Here is a 16,787-nt window from a genome sequence, read left to right on the forward strand (position 1 = left end):
GATAGCTCAGTTGGCTAGAGCACCCGGTTCATACCCGGGCGGTCGAAGGTTCGAATCCTTTTCTAGGCACCATTTAGAAACTTAAACACTCTTAATGAGTGTTTTTTTTATTTATAATATCCTTTTAAAAAAAAGGTCACCCTAAAGGTGACTTTTTTTATCTATCATATTTAATAAATTTCAAAATTTGTATTATTAACGTTGGAACAAACGCCAATACTGTCATTTCCAAGAAATTCATAAGAGTTAAATCTGATACTGCAAACATATCGTGGAAAGCTGGAATAATCAATACACTGTATAAGAAAGCTGTTCCTAATAAAAACGCATATACACTAAACATATTCTTTGTTAAACCCAGTCTAAGAATCGTTCCATTTCCTCTACAATTAAATCCATGGAACAATCTACCCAAACACAATGTTGAAAATGCCATTGTACTTCCCAATCCAGCATCCCCTTTAACAAACCCTAAATAAAAAGCAATCATTGTTACAATTGCAATTAATGCTCCCTCCATCAAAATTCTACTTGATAATTGTTTATCTAACAACGGAGCTCCCGCTTCTCTTGGTTTTTCATCCAAAACATTTCCCTGTGATGGCTCCATACCGATTGCTATCGCAGGTAAACTATCAGTTAAAAGATTTATAAATAAAAGATGTACCGGAGCAAATATTACTGGCAATCCCATTAACGAAGCATAAAATACCGCCAATATTCCAGCTGTATTCCCAGACAATAAAAATCTTATTGAGTTTTTTATATTTGCATAAAGATTTCTTCCAGTTACAACCGACTTCACTATAGTTGAAAAATTATCATCAGTTAATATCATCGAAGCAGCATCTTTAGAAACCTCTGTTCCTGTTATTCCCATTGCTATTCCTACATCTGCCTTTTTTAAAGCCGGCGCATCATTTACACCATCTCCTGTCATAGCACAAATTTTCCCTAACTTCTGCCAAGCTGAGACTATTCTTATCTTATGTTCCGGTGATACTCTTGCATATACAGATATTCTTTCAACATGTTGCAATAACTCTTCATCTGTCATTTGTTCAACTTCTGCTCCATTTAAAGTTTCATCTCCATCTTTATAAATACCAATCTCTTTTGCTATCGCTTTAGCTGTAACTTTATAATCACCTGTTATCATAACAGGTTTTATTCCTGCTCTAATACAATTTTGAACAGCAACTTTAGATTCTTCTCTTGGTGGATCAATCATACTTATCAAACCGATAAAGATAAACTCATTTTCATCTTCAAATTCTAATTCACGATCGACACCAATCTCTTTCATTCCAAAAGCTAAAACTCTAAGTCCTGATTCAGCAAATTTTACATTTGCTCTTTTTATACCCTCTATATCTTTTGTTTCTACTAATTCTATCTCACCATCTTCTCTCAATATATACTTAGCTTTATCAATTATAATATCTGGAGCTCCTTTTGTTATTAGATAATCTCTCTCCTCTATTCTATTTAAAGTACTCATCATTTTTCTATCAGAATCAAACGGCAACTCTTTCAATCTTAAATACTCTTTTCTAACCTCTGTTTCTATCATATTATATTTATGCCCTATATTAACAAGCGCAATCTCCGTTGGGTCCCCAATCTCTTGACCATTTACATTTACAGCATCACTACAAAGTATGGCCGCTCTTAATAATCCCATTTCAATCTTAGAATCTATCTTTATACTCTCCGCATCCACCACTTTTCCATCTACAAATAAGTTTTTTACAGTCATTTTATTTTGAGTAAGAGTCCCTGTTTTATCAGAGCAGATTACAGAAACACACCCTAAAGATTCAACTGAATGTAATTTTTTTATAATTGCATTCTCTTTTGCCATCTTTTGAGTTCCTATCGCTAAAACTATCGTTACAATCGAACCAAGAGCTTCAGGAATGGCTGCTACTGCTAGTGCTACTGCAAACATCAACGAGTCAAGTATATTTATACCCCTTGCAATACTCATAAAAAATACAACAATGCAAAGTACTATTATGGCTATTGATAGTTTGTGACCAAATTTTTCTAAAGATTTCTGTAACGGTGTCGTTGCATCCTCTGTCTCATCTAGCAAAGCCGCAATTTTTCCCAGTTCAGTTTTCATTCCTATCGATGTTACCACTAACTTCGCTCTACCATAAGTTACTAAACTTCCTGAAAAAACCATATTTTTTTGATCACCTACAGTTAGATTTCCCTCATCTAATACTTCAGATATCTTCTCAACACTTTCAGATTCCCCAGTTAAAGAGCTCTCATTTACCATAAGCGAATATGATTCTAATATCCTAGCATCACTTGGAACAACATCTCCGGCTTCTATAAGAACAATATCACCAGGTAACAACTCGCTTGAATCAATCTCTTGCTTTTGTCCATCTCTTATAACCTTCGCTTTTGGAGAGGACATCTTTTTTAAACTTTCTAATGATTTTTCAGCTTTCATATGCTGAACTGTTCCCAAAATCGCATTCATTGTTATAACCGCTAAAATAACTATCGTACTCTCTTTATTTCCTGAAATAAAAGATATTGCCGCTGCTACTAAAAGAATAATGACTAAAAAATCTTTAAATTGCTCTAAAAAAACTATAAACGCACCTTTTTTCTCTTTACTGTTTAATTCGTTACTTCCATATTCCTCTCTTAATTTTTCTAAATCTTTGACTTTCAATCCTTGCTCAGATGTATCAAAATATCCCATTATCTCATCTTTACTTTTAGAATAAAACTCTCTCATAAAAACCCTCCTTCAAACTCTTATATTTTAAATTATTTTACTAACTACGATTCTATTTTCATTTTAAAAATAAAAAAAAGACTTTCAGTGTAGGTTAAAACCTACACTAAAAGTCTTGTCACCATTTTTAGGTGTATAATACCAGATTTTTGCAATCGAGATGTTGATATTATACTTTTGACTACTCCCTTTGAGTATATTTTTAAATTATTCTTTTCTCAAGTGTATACTTTTTCAAAAGTTTTGTCAACAGATTTATATTTGAGCGATATCAAATATATCTAAATCCATCTTATCTACATTTAACTCTTGAACTTTTATTATCGCATTTAATGTATCTATTGAAGTTAGCACCTCTACACCATATTCAATCGCTGTTCTTCTTATTTTGAATCCATCTCTTTGAGCGTCGTTTGCTTTCGTTGGTGTATTGATTAATAAATCTACTTCTCTATTTTTTAGTAAATCTAAGATATTAGGAGACTCTTCATTTATTTTTCTTACTGCTGTTGCTTCAATTCCATTTTCAGCAAGATATTTTTGAGTTCCTTCCGTTGCAAACAATTGACATCCTAAATCTTTTAATGATTTTGCAACCGGTAAGAATTCATCTTTATCCTTATCTCTTATTGTTAGAAGAACTTTTCTATTTCTTACGTTTTGAACTCTTCCTCCTCCTAAAAGACCTTTAAAGATTGCTTCATCCGCTGTATGTCCAACTCCTAAAACCTCTCCTGTAGACTTCATCTCTGGTCCTAACGAAACTTCTACTCCTGATAATTTTTCTGTCGAGAACACAGGTACTTTAACTGCAACAACTGATGGTTTTTTATAGATTCCAGTTCCAAAACTTAAATTCTTCAACTTTTCTCCCATAATTACTTTTGTTGCTATATCAATTACAGGTACACCTGATATTTTTGCTATATAAGGAACTGTTCTTGAAGATCTTGGGTTAACCTCTATCACATACAACTCATTTTCATAAGCTATAAACTGAATATTCATCATACCTTTAATTTTTAGCTCTTTAGCTATTTTTCTAGTAATCTCCTCAATTTTTTGCTCTGTTCCCTCATATAAATTTTGTGGAGGATATATTGTTATTGAGTCTCCAGAGTGAATCCCAGCTCTCTCTAAATGTTCCATAACCCCTGGTATTAAAATGTCGTCTCCATCACAGATAGCATCTACTTCTACTTCGATTCCATTTAAATATTTATCTATCAGCACTGGATTTTCAGGATCTCTTTCAAATGAAGCTTTTAAATAGTTAACAAGGTTGTATTCATCATGACAAATTTCCATCCCTTGTCCACCTAAAACGTAAGATGGTCTTACTAAAACTGGGTATTGAACTTCTGCAGCTATCTTCTTTCCTGCTTCTACTTCCCATACAGCTCTTCCTTTAGGTCTCTTTATATCTAACTTCTCCATTATATCTTCAAACTTTTCTCTATCCTCTGCTGCATCTACCATCTCAGCTGAAGTTCCTAAAATTGTAACTCCTCTATCTCTAAGGTCATTCGCTAATTTTATTGCTGTTTGTCCTCCGAATTGAATAATTACTCCTGCAGGTTTCTCTTTATCGATTATATTCATAACATCTTCCGTTACTAATGGCTCAAAGTATAATCTATCTGCTGTTGAGAAGTCTGTTGAAACTGTTTCAGGGTTATTATTTATAATGATACTTTCAATTCCCATATTTCTTAAAGTTTTTATCGAATGAACTGTACAGTAGTCAAATTCAATTCCTTGTCCTATTCTAATCGGTCCCGATCCAATAACTATTACTTTCTTGTTATCAGTTACATCAACTTCATCAAATTGATCATAAGTTGAGTAGAAGTATGATGAATCTGCTGCGAACTCTCCAGCACACGTATCAACCATTTTATACACTGGTTTTATTCCATAATCTCTTCTCTTTCTAGCTATATCCTGCTCAGTCACATTTAGTAGTTGAGCTATTCCTTTATCTGAGAATCCTTTTTTCTTTGCATTTTTCAAGAACTTTTCATCTAAATCTTTAAGTTCCATCTTTTTCATTAACTCTTCTTGTCTTACAAGCCACTCTAACTTTTCCATAAAGAATTTATCAATTCCAGTTAGTTTTTGTAATTTCTCTTTTACATATCCTCTTCTTAACATCTCTGCAACAACGAATATTCTTTCATCATCTGGTCTTACAACAACCTCTTTTAATTCCTCCATAGACATCTTTTCAACAACTGGATGCTCTAAGTTATATCTTCCAATCTCTAGAGATCTTAATCCCTTTAGGAAAGCTGCTTCAAAGTTATTTCCGATAGCCATAACCTCACCAGTTGCCATCATTTTTGTTCCCAATCTCTTATTAGCCTTCTTAAATTTATCAAATGGCCACTTTGGAATCTTCACAACAATATAGTCTAATGCTGGTTCGAAACATGCGAATGTTTTTCCAGTAACTTCATTTACAACTTCATCTAACGTATATCCTAAAGATAATCTTGTAGCAACTCTAGCTATTGGATAACCTGTAGCTTTTGAAGCTAGTGCTGATGATCTTGAAACTCTTGGGTTGATCTCTATAATTGCATATTCGAATGATTTTGGGTGTAGAGCAAACTGTACATTACATCCTCCTACAACTCCAATTTCGTTTATTATCTTTAATGCTGAAGTTCTTAGCATTTGATACTCTCTATCTGATAGAGTTTGTGATGGTGCCACAACTATAGAATCTCCAGTATGTATTCCAACTGGATCTATATTTTCCATATTACAAACTGTAATACAGTTTCCATCCTTATCTCTAATTACTTCGTACTCAACCTCTTTCCAACCTAAGATTGATTTTTCAATTAAAACTTGTCCAACTCTTGACAGTTTTAATCCTTTTAATAGAATATCTTCTAACTCTTGAGGATTATCTGCAATTCCCCCTCCCGTTCCTCCAAGAGTATAAGCTGGTCTTACAACAACTGGATATCCAATCTCTCTAGCTACTCTAAATCCTGTCTCTAGATCTTCAACTATTCTACTTTCAATAGTTGGTTCTCCAATTTTGTCCATAGCTTCTCTAAATAACTCTCTGTCTTCTCCTCTTTTTATAGATTCAACAGTTGTTCCGATAACTCTCACTCCATATTTTTCAAGGATTCCTTTATCGTTTAATTCAACAGCCATATTTAACGCTGTTTGTCCCCCCATTCCAGCTAATATTGAGTCCGGTCTCTCTTTAGCGATTACCTTCTCAACAAACTCTGCTGTAATTGGCTCTATATATATTCTGTCTGCAACAGCTTTATCAGTCATTATTGTCGCTGGGTTTGAGTTTATTAGTACAACTTCAATTCCCTCTTTTTTCAATGTTTCACACGCTTGTGTTCCCGAATAGTCAAACTCTGCTGCTTGTCCTATTATGATTGGTCCTGATCCTATTACTAGTGTCTTTTTTATCGATTTATCTAACATTTATATACGCCTCCTGAAAACTCTACTAAAAATCTTAAAATTTTATCCCTCTATTACTGCTAAGAAATCATCAAATAAATATTCTGAATCAGCTGGTCCTGGCCATGCCTCTGGATGATATTGAACACACAGTATTCTGTGTTCTTCACTTCTCATTCCTTCAATTGAGTTATCATTTAAGTTTATATGTGTAACTTTCATTGAATCAGGAACTTTATCTACAACATATCCGTGATTTTGAGAAGTTATAAATATTCTATTCTTCTCTAAGTCTTTTACTGGATGATTACATCCTCTATGTCCATATTTTAATTTTTTTGTAGTCCCACCTAAAGCCCAAGCTAACAGTTGATGTCCTAAACATATTCCAACAATTGGTAATTTCCCTACTAATTTTTTGATTTCATTAATAACACCAGTTAATTCTGCAGGATCCCCTGGTCCATTCGATAAGAACACTGCGTCTAAATCATGAGATAATAGCTCTTCAGCTGTCACATTCCAAGGGAAAACGATTTGGTGAACTCCTCTTGCCTCGAAAGATCTAAGTATATTCTTTTTAACTCCAAAATCAATTACCCCAATTCTTTTTCCTGGTCCCGGAATCTCATACTTCTCTTTAGTACTAACTTGCTCTACTGCATCTTTATTACTAAACTTAGCAAAATGCTCATCAATCTCTTTTTGAGTTAAATCCTTTGATGTTATTAGAGCCTTCATAGCTCCCTCTTCTCTTATGATTTTAGTAAGATGTCTTGTATCTACTCCTTTAAATCCAACAACTTTATATTGTCTTAGGAAACCATCTAAAGTCATCTCACATCTGAAGTTATTTGGAAGTTTTGCATCCTCTTTGATGATAAACCCCTTTAATTTGATTCCGTTTGATTCCATATCCTCTAAATTAATTCCGTAGTTTCCTACCATCGGATAAGTCATAACAACAATCTGTCCATAGTATGATGGATCTGTTAGTAATTCTTGGTAACCTGTCATTCCCGTGTTAAAAACAAGTTCTCCTACACTTTCACCTAGCTCTCCAAAAATTTTTCCATCGAAACTCATTCCGTTTTCAAGAATTAACTTCCCCTTCATTTTTTACCTCCTAAATTTTTTGCATAAAAAAAGGAATATGAAAATCATATTCCTTGTCTATATTAATATTAAAATTAAAAACTAAAAAATTAAAAAATATAAATAAATCATTAGAAAATGAAATAAATAAATCTAAAAATAACAAATAGTTTTTCTGTTTCTGTCTAACTCTTGTGTCATTTTTGTAAACCATATTTCACCCTCCTTTTTTTTGCTCTGAGAAAAAGTATATACTAAAATTAAAAACTTGTCAATTTTTATTTTTTTACTCTTGATATATTACCGTTTACGTTGTAATATTACTACTGAAAATTCTATTCAAAAAAGCAGGAGGTTTTTTATGGATTATAAAATCATTACAAATAACAATAAAGTTTTTAATTTCTTCAAAGAAACAGATAATGTAATTTACTTAGAGAACCACAATATCAACCAAGTATTGAATTACATAGAACAAAAATGTCTTGAAGGTCATAGGCTTCTAAGTGATCCTATCCTATATAATTTAGAAAATCAAGATAATCCTTTTAAATCAATACTAATAACAAATAAACAAATTGAAGATAACTCTCACTCTATTAAAATTATTCTTGGAGTTTTAGATATTGTTAAAAAAGTTAGTTTCACTCCTAAAGAAGAGCAGTCAGACATATCTTTAGAAGAATTTAGGTTTGTTGATTTGAACCTAATCAGAGATAGCATCTCTAAAATAAATTTACTTTAATTTCACTTATTTTTGGATAGGTCATTTACCTATCCTTTTTTTATTTTTTTATATAATTTTAATTTAGATTATTGTATAATAAAGTAAACTATATTTGGAGGAATTATAATGGAGTTGATTATTTTAACTGGACTTAGTGGCTCTGGAAAGTCAACAGGTTTAAAAACTTTAGAGGATCTAGGATTTTTCACAATGGACAATATCCCTTTCAGATTTGCCGGATTGATTTTAAAAGACCTACAAACTTCTAGTAAAGATAGTAGCGTTAAAAGAATAGCCCTGGGTCTTGATATCAGAACAATAATTGACGCAAACGATTTTGATACTTTTTTTAATGAGATTGATAATCTTGAAATTGACTATAAAATAATATTTCTAGAAGCTTCAACTCAATCTATATTGAACAGATACAATCTTACAAGAAGGAAACACCCCTTGACTAAGGATACTCTACTACAAAGTATTGAAGATGAAATATATCTTATGGAAGATATCAAAGATAAAGCCAATATGATTGTCGATACGAGCTTTTTAACCGCTAAGGAGTTATCTAGAAAAATAGAGATGGCTGTAGCTTCTTTCTCTAAAAATATTTTATTAAATATACATCTTCAGTCATTCGGATTTAAACATGGTGTCCCTATCGATGCAGATATGATTTTTGATGTAAGAACTTTGCCTAATCCGTATTATCTAGAAAATTTACGAGAAAAAACAGGATTTAACGATGATGTCTATGATTACGTTATGAGCTTTGAATCCGCACAAGCTTTATACTCTAAAATTTTAGATTTAATAACTTTCCTTATCCCCGGATATATCAAAGATGAGAAAAGGCATCTTACCATAGGCATTGGATGCAGCGGTGGAAAACATCGTTCTGTCTCTTTTGTTAGAAGGCTTCAAAAAGATTTAAACAGTTTAGATGATATCAATATTTACTCTATACATAGAGAGAAAGAGAGAGGAAATTGGTAAGCTTATGATTACTGTTTTTAATAAAGAGATTCCTAGCAATCCTGGAGTATACTTAATGAAAAACAACTCTAAAATTATATATGTCGGAAAAGCTAAAAATCTTTCAAAAAGAGTTAATTCTTACTTCAATAGAGAGCACTCTGATGAAAAAACTAAAGAGCTTGTTAAAAATATCGACGATATCGATTTTATTATTTGTAACTCTGAAATCGATGCTTTAATTTTAGAAAATAATTTGATAAAAAAATATTCTCCGAAATATAATATAAATTTAAAAGATGAAAAAACTTATCCCTATATTTTAATTACTGATGAACGATTCCCTAAGATTTCAATCATTAGAACTACTAAAAAATTAAATCAAAATCTAGGTGATTATTTTGGACCATTTCCCTTTGGAGCTTGGAATTTAAAATCTACTATTTCCAAACTTTATAAAATTAGAGATTGCAATAGAGATATGGAAAAAATATATCCTAGACCCTGTCTTAAATTTTATATGAACCTTTGTAGCGGACCTTGTAAATATAAAAATATTTTAAATGAATATAGCGAAAATATTTCTGATGCGAAGGAAATTTTAAAAGGAAACACAACATCAATAATTCAAAAATTAGAAAAAAATATGACCTCTGCTGCTGAAAATATGGAATTTGAAAAAGCTATTATGTTCAGAGAACAAAAAAAAGAGATTGAAAACAACATACAAAAACAAGTAACAGAGGCTGCTTCATCTATTGATGAGGACATCTTTACACTTATTCTAGAAGACAATAAAGTTTTTCTTTGTGTTTTAAACGTTAGAGAAGGAAAAATCTTAGGAAAAAACTTTCACTCTATAAATTTAGAAAATACTATTTTTGATGATATTATTGAAGATACTATTATGAGTTATTACTCTAAGTATCCTATTCCCAAAAATATAATTTTCGAAGATTCTATGGCTAACCTTGAAAAAGATATAACTTTTATCTTTGAAGCTATTTCTAAACATAAAGTATCTCTATTTTTCCCTAAAATAAAGTCTCGTAGAAGAGAACTCTTAGAAATGGGGATTTTAAATCTAAAAAAAGATATCGAGAATTTTTACAATAAAAAAACTATTGTTGAAAAAGGATTGAGTGATTTATATACGAAACTTAATCTCAAACGATTCCCATTTAAAATAGAATGTTTTGATATATCAAATATCCAAGGTAAAGATGCCGTTGCTTCTATGAGTGTCAGTGTCGAAGGAAAAAAAGCAAAAAAACTTTATCGAAAATTTAAAATTACAACTAAAGATACCCCCGATGATTTCGCTATGATGAGAGAGGTTATTGAAAGGCGTTACTCTAAATTACCTGTCGAAGAATTTCCAGATGCTATTTTAATAGATGGTGGTCTTGGCCAGATTAATGCTGTCGGACAAATTCTTGAAGATATCGGAAAAGGAGGAATTTCTGAACTTTTAAGTATTGCCAAAAAAGAAGAGGAAATTTATAAATATACAGAAAATACTCCATATATATTTTTGAAAAGTGATGAAGCTTTAAAAATTCTACAAAGAGTCAGGGATGAAGCTCATAGATTTGGAGTTACTTATCATCGATTACTACGAAATAAAAGGGTAATATCTAGTCAGTTAGATAACATCCCTGGTATTGGACCAAAAAGAAAAGAGATTCTTTTAAAAACTTTTGGTTCGGTAAAACAAATTCAAAATGCAACTTTAGAGGAATTAGAAAAAGTTATTCCTAAACAGCTAGCCTTAAAAATAAAGGAGATGATTTAACATTATGAAAAAAATTCTTTTGCTTTTTTCTTTAATTACACTTGTTGGTTGTTCACAATTTTCTGCTAGAAAAGATCAAAGCCAACACATCACATTCAACAACTCTATTTCTAGAGGGAAATACAATTTTAATTTAATCTCTTTAGAATATCCAAATAATTATAACGGTAAAATTGATTTCTTAAAAAACCTAAATAATAGTTTAACTAATCTTAACAGCGTTCAAAAAAATAACCTTAATCTACTTATTACAAAAGAGATGGATACAGACTTTAGTTCTCTTATAGAGACTGGTTGGTTTGACAAAGAGATTATTGGAATGAAAATTGTAGAAGATTTGAGTACAGAGGAAAAAGCTTTTTTAAATGATTTTAGTATTGAAGTTCCTGAAAATGCTGGTATAACACAAAAATTATTAAATAGACAATATTTTTTATTACTAAAACTAACAGATAATGAATCACTTTACAACTCGTCTTACCTTTATACAGAACTTGATAAAAGTTTATTAATGGAAGATATTTTATTGAGCAGAAAATCAATTGTTGATAACATCAACTCAATTAAGAAAAACTTTGTTTATTCTGATTGGACAGAAAATGATAAAAAAGCTGTCTATATAAAAAATGCAAATCAAGATATTAACTCTTTAGAAGACAAAAGTATTATCTTTAAAAATTCTGATGTTAATTCTGGATTTAAAGTTTTTCCTAACTCATTGGTTTTATTCTTAGGAAATAGCCATAAATATTTATCAACTGATGACTATGAACTTACCTCTAATTTGGTACTAGTGAAATCTTTCGATGAGTTAAAAAATCTTACTAATGACTCAAACTCAGTTTCTAACCTTTTATCTTGGAAGAGAAAAGATTGGACGAAAAATGATACTACAGAATCTCTTGAAAATAGATTCTCTACATGGGAGGCTAAGTAATTGATTATCTACTTCTCTTTTATTATTCTATTTTTTATTTTCTTTTTAATCTTGAAGAAAATTGAAAAGAAAAACTTTGAAGAAACAAGTAAAATTTTAAAAAGTTTTATAAGTAAAGAGTTCCTTACTGATATATCTGAAGATTTAAAAAATGACTACGAAAGAGCTACTACAGCTATTACAAAACAAGACTTAGAGCTTGATAATTCTATCGAAGAGTTACGGGAATATAAGAAGGAACTTGAAGTTACTTATGAATCTTTACTTACAAAATCAAAACAACTTGAATACAGTAATCAAGTTCTAGAGCAAAGAGTTGCTAGTTTATCAAATATCAATTCATTATCAAGAACAGTTTTGTCTATAATGGAGTTAGATAAAATAATCTCTACTATTCTTGACGCTTATTTTGTTCTAACAGGAGCTAAAAGAATCTCCCTTTACTTATGGGAAGGAGGACGTCTTTTAAACAAAAGAATTAAAGGTGATATTCACTTCAAAGGAGAACTGAGTTATCCTGAAGAGGTTTTATCTCAATTTACTCGTAAAGACTATAAAAAAGTTTATAACGAGATTTTAAAAGGTTTCTCTATTACACCAGATGAAAAAATAATTGCATCACCTCTTACTGTAAAAGGAAAAGAGCTTGGAGTTATCTTTATAATAGAGGACAAATCTAAACTTATAAAAAGCGACGAAGAGACAATCTCTGCACTAACTATACAAGTTGCGATTGCAATAAATAATGCTCAAATATACTCTGATTTAGTTGTTAAGGAAAGAATGTCACAAGAACTTGAAGTTGCTTCTAGAATTCAAAAAAGAATAATCCCTAAAAAGATTAAAAATGTTTTAGGATTAGATGTAGCTACTTTCTTTGAACCTGCTAAAGAGATTGGAGGAGATTACTATGATTACTCTCTTCTAAATGAAAAAACTTTTAGTATTACTATTGCTGATGTAAGTGGAAAAGGAGTTCCTGCTGCTTTCCTTATGGCACTAGGTCGTTCAGTATTAAAAACACTTGAACTTCAAGGTGAGGAACCTTGCTGTAATGTTAAAAAACTCAATAAACTTATCTATCCTGATATAACTGAAGATATGTTTATAACTATGATGCATAGCAAATACGATTACGATAGCAAAATCTTAACTTATTCAAACGCTGGACACAATCCGCTTGTTGTTTACAACAGTACTACTGGTCTTATTGAAACTCATTCTGTTAAAGGTGTTGCTATAGGATTTTTAGATGATTACAACTATAAACAAGGAGAAATAAAATTAAATATTGGCGATATTGTTATCTATTATACAGATGGAATTAGTGAAGCAGAAAACACTAATAAAGAGCTATTTGGAATAGATAGATTAAAAGATGTCTTACTTCAAAGTTCATCTCTTTCAGCTAAAGAAATAAAACAGAAGTTACTATCTGAAGTTAACAACTTCCAGAATGGTTGTGAACAAAATGATGATATCACATTCGTTGTAATTAAAAGAGAGGAATAAAAAAAGTTGACTACTTTTATATAACATAATATAATTTTAAAAGGTTATTTTTTACAACGTAATATTGAAATAAATTTAGGGAGGATTCTAAGTGAATAATTATATCTTAGAAATGCAACACATCAGAAAAACTTTCTTAGATGGAAAAGTTATCGCAAATGACGATATCACTTTAAAAATCTTAAAAGGTGAAAAACACGCTATTGTTGGTGAAAATGGAGCAGGTAAGTCAACACTTATGAAAATGTTAAATGGTCTTTATACTCCAACTTCTGGTAAAATATTTTACCACGGGAAGGAAGTACAAATAGATTCACCTAGTAAAGCTGCTGAGTTAGGAATTGGAATGGTTTATCAACATTTTATGCTTGTTCCAACTTTAACTGTTGCTGAAAATATGATTTTAGGTGTTGAGCCTAAAAAAGGTCTATCTTTAGATATTAACAAAGCTAGACAAGATGTTATCGAGGTTTCAAAAAAATATGGATTAGCTATAGATCCAGATGCTTTAGTATCTGATCTTTCTATCGGAATGCAACAAAGAGTAGAAATTTTAAAGATTCTTTTCAAAGGTGCAAACCTTTTAGTTTTCGATGAACCTACAGCTGTTTTAACTCCACAAGAGATTAAAGAGCTTTACAAAATCATGGACAACTTAATTGCCGAAGGAAAAACTATTATCTTTATCTCTCATAAACTACAAGAGGTTCTTGATATCTCTAATAACATAACAGTTATTAGAAGAGGAGCAGATATTGCTAATTTTGCTACTGTGGATGCCACAAAGGAAAAAATTGCTAACGCAATGGTTGGAAGAGCTGTACTATTCACAACAGAGAGACCTGAAGTTGAGATTGGGGAAACTGTTTTATCTGTAAAGAATGTTAGCGTTAAAGATCATCTTGGAGTTATGAAAGTTGAAAATGCTTCATTCCAAATCAGAAAAGGTGAAGTACTTGGTATTGCCGGTGTTGAAGGAAGTGGGCAAACTGAACTTGTTGAAGCTTTAACTGGATTGAGAGAAACTTGTTCAGGTGAAATGATTCTTGACAATGTTATTTTAAAAAGAAAAACTCCTAGAAAAATATCTTTACTTGGATTGGCTCATATTCCTGAAGATAGACATAAAAGAGCTGCTATTTCACAATTTAGTGTTATGGAAAACTTCGCTCTTGGTCTTGAAAGAGATGAGTATTCAAAATTTGGTCTTCTTAATTTCTTCAAATTAAGAAAAGATGCTGAAATGTTTATGGAAAAGTATGATGTTAGACCTAGAAGTGTCGATACTGCTTTTGGTAGACTATCTGGAGGAAATCAACAAAAGATTATCGTTGCTAGAGAGTTAGAAAAGAAAAACAACAATCTTATTATAGCTGGTCAACCTACTAGAGGAGTTGATATCGGAGCTATTGAATCAATACATAAACTTATCCTTAATGAAAAAGAAAAAGGAAAAGCTGTTATGGTTGTTTCATCAGAACTATCTGAGATTTTAAATCTTTCAGATAAAATTGCAGTTATGTGTGCGGGTAAAATAACTGGAATTCTTTCTAGAGAAGAAGCAAATGAAGAAAAAATTGGAATACTTATGGCGGGTGGTAAACTTGATTAAAAACAAAAATATATTAAATGCCCTTGTTCCTATTGTAGCTGTAATATTAGCACTACTAATTGGAGCAGGTATAATTTTATACATGGGTGAAAGTCCTACAAAAGCATACTACTATTTATTTACTGGAGCTTTTGATGGTCTTACTCCTATAGCTAGAACACTTTTAGAAGCAACTCCTCTTATATTTACAGGATTATCTGTTTTAGTTGCATTTAAGGGTGGTATGTTTAACATTGGTGCTCAAGGACAAATGACTATGGCTGGACTTGCTGCTGCTGCAGTTGGAGGATTTGTTGCTAATGTATTTATCAGTAATGTGTTTGTTATATTAATTATTGGAGGATTAGCTGGTTTCCTATGGGCTGCAGTTGCTGGTTGGTTAAAAGCTAAACTTGGAGTTCATGAGGTTATATCTACTATAATGCTTAACTATATCGCAGTTAGTTTTGAACAATATTGTTTAAATTATCCGCTTAAAGCTCCTGGATTCAATCCACAAACTCCTGCGGTTATTGAATCTGCTAGATTAGGAAAATTATTAGATGTTAGAGTTCCTTTAAACTATGGATTTATTATTGCTTTAGTTGCTGTTTTTGTAGTTTGGTTTGTACTTGAAAAAACAGTTTTAGGTTATCATATTAAAGCTGTTGGTTTCAATCCTACTGCTGCTGAAAATAATGGTATCAACGTAAAAAAAATTATTCTTTTAACTTTAGGAATTTCTGGTTTCTTAGCTGGACTTGGTGGAGTTGAAAGAGTTTTAGGTGGAGTTGGACAATACGCTTATAAAACTGGTCTAACTGCTACTTACGGATTTGATGGAATTGCTGTTGCTCTTCTTGGAAAAAATACTCCTATCGGAGCTTTACTGGCTGCAATTTTATTTGCTGCTCTTAGAGTGGGTGGAAGAGCTATGCAATTTAATACAACTATTCCTAGTCAAATGGTTATTATGATTCAAGCTATTATTATCTTATTAATTGCTGCTGAAAATATGATTAGATCTTGGTTAGAGAAAAAAGGTTCAAAAGGAGGAGCTGAGTAATGGTAAGTATCATTTTAAGTTTAATTTTAGCCACAATCAGACAGGCTGCTCCAATTCTTATTACAGCAATTGGTGGAATGTTCTCAGAAGTTTGTGGAGTTGTTAATATAGGTCTTGAAGGAATGATGCTTATTGGAGCATTCTCTTCAGCTGTTGTTTCTTACTACACTGGAAGCTGGGTTCTTGGAATTTTAGCTGGTGCTATATCTGGTGGACTGATTGCTCTAATTCATGCTATAATCAGTATCAAGTATAGAGGAAATCAAACTGTTTCTGGAGTTGCGATAAATCTTTTCGCATCTGGATTTACAATCTTCATGTTAAGAGTTCTATTTGAACAAGCATCAAATAGTCCTTCTGCAACTAGAATACCATTACTATTTAACTTCTCTATATTAATTTATATCATATATGGTTTAGCTATTTGGTCTGGTTATTTCCTTTACAAGACGGTTACTGGTCTTAGAATGAGAGCTGTAGGAGAATATCCTTTAGCTGCTGATACTGTTGGTATAAGCGTTGCTAAAATTAGATATTTTGGTGTTGTTATGTCTGGAGTCTTTGCTGGACTTGGTGGAACATACTTAGCAATTGGAGCTCTTAGCCAATTCTCTAAAGAGATGTCTGCCGGAAGAGGATTCATTGCGTTAGCCGCACTTGTTTTTGGTAAGTGGAAACCAAAAGGAGTTTTATTTGCAAGTTTATTATTTGGATTTGCTGATGCTGCACAAACAGTAATTCAACAATATGTTACATTTATTCCACCTCAATTTATCCAAATGATACCTTACTTATTAACACTTCTAGCTCTAGCTGGAGTTGTTGGTAAAGCAGTTGCACCTAGTGCTGCTGGAAAACCTTATGATAAAAATACAATCTAATTA

General features: G+C 31.6%; 11 protein-coding genes. 8 read left to right on the plus strand and 3 right to left on the minus strand.

Features of this window, described 5'->3' with window-relative positions; translation table 11 throughout:
- Nucleotides 1-157 precede the first annotated feature (157 nt).
- The 3 genes from L992_RS06205 to L992_RS06215 form a co-directional block, all read right to left on the minus strand.
- Nucleotides 158-2,764, minus strand: coding sequence for a cation-translocating P-type ATPase (locus tag L992_RS06205; RefSeq protein ID WP_047395072.1), 2,607 nt, complete (start codon nt 2,762-2,764; stop codon nt 158-160).
- Between the two features lie 255 nt (nt 2,765-3,019).
- Nucleotides 3,020-6,226, minus strand: a complete 3,207-nt coding sequence (gene carB, locus L992_RS06210; protein WP_047383070.1) for a carbamoyl-phosphate synthase large subunit — start codon at nt 6,224-6,226, stop codon at nt 3,020-3,022.
- A 42-nt stretch (nt 6,227-6,268) separates the two neighbouring features.
- The gene (locus L992_RS06215; protein WP_047383068.1) at nt 6,269-7,321 is read right to left on the minus strand and encodes a carbamoyl phosphate synthase small subunit; all 1,053 of its coding nucleotides are present in this window, start codon (nt 7,319-7,321) and stop codon (nt 6,269-6,271) included.
- Between the two features lie 340 nt (nt 7,322-7,661).
- Here L992_RS06215 and L992_RS06225 point away from each other — a divergent pair, with 340 nt between their 5' ends.
- The 8 genes from L992_RS06225 (at nt 7,662) to L992_RS06260 (ending at nt 16,784) form a co-directional block, all read left to right on the plus strand.
- Nucleotides 7,662-8,045 carry a GrdX family protein gene (locus L992_RS06225; protein WP_047383065.1) on the plus strand — a complete coding sequence of 128 codons (384 nt, stop codon included), beginning with the start codon at nt 7,662-7,664 and terminating at the stop codon, nt 8,043-8,045.
- A 108-nt stretch (nt 8,046-8,153) separates the two neighbouring features.
- A complete protein-coding gene (gene rapZ / locus L992_RS06230; RefSeq protein WP_047383063.1) occupies nt 8,154-9,023 on the plus strand; it encodes an RNase adapter RapZ in 870 nt (289 codons plus the stop codon).
- A 4-nt stretch (nt 9,024-9,027) separates the two neighbouring features.
- On the plus strand, nt 9,028-10,797 hold the full coding sequence (gene uvrC / locus L992_RS06235; protein ID WP_047395099.1) for an excinuclease ABC subunit UvrC: 1,770 nt from the start codon (nt 9,028-9,030) through the stop codon (nt 10,795-10,797).
- A 4-nt stretch (nt 10,798-10,801) separates the two neighbouring features.
- A complete protein-coding gene (locus L992_RS06240; protein ID WP_047395078.1) occupies nt 10,802-11,734 on the plus strand; it encodes a hypothetical protein in 933 nt (310 codons plus the stop codon).
- Nucleotides 11,735-13,246, plus strand: coding sequence for a PP2C family protein-serine/threonine phosphatase (locus L992_RS06245; RefSeq protein WP_047383058.1), 1,512 nt, complete (start codon nt 11,735-11,737; stop codon nt 13,244-13,246).
- A gap of 91 nt (nt 13,247-13,337) precedes the next feature.
- A complete protein-coding gene (locus L992_RS06250) occupies nt 13,338-14,858 on the plus strand; it encodes an ABC transporter ATP-binding protein (RefSeq protein ID WP_081982730.1) in 1,521 nt (506 codons plus the stop codon).
- Complete coding sequence (locus L992_RS06255) at nt 14,851-15,903, plus strand: ABC transporter permease (RefSeq protein WP_047383056.1); 1,053 nt, start codon at nt 14,851-14,853, stop codon at nt 15,901-15,903. The genes L992_RS06250 and L992_RS06255 overlap by 8 nt, the downstream gene beginning before the upstream one ends.
- Nucleotides 15,903-16,784, plus strand: coding sequence for an ABC transporter permease (locus L992_RS06260; RefSeq protein ID WP_047383054.1), 882 nt, complete (start codon nt 15,903-15,905; stop codon nt 16,782-16,784). The genes L992_RS06255 and L992_RS06260 overlap by 1 nt, the downstream gene beginning before the upstream one ends.
- Nucleotides 16,785-16,787 lie beyond the last annotated feature (3 nt).

Origin of the sequence: Cetobacterium sp. ZOR0034 (assembly GCF_000799075.1) — a bacterium.
Classification (GTDB): Bacteria; Fusobacteriota; Fusobacteriia; order Fusobacteriales; family Fusobacteriaceae; genus Cetobacterium_A.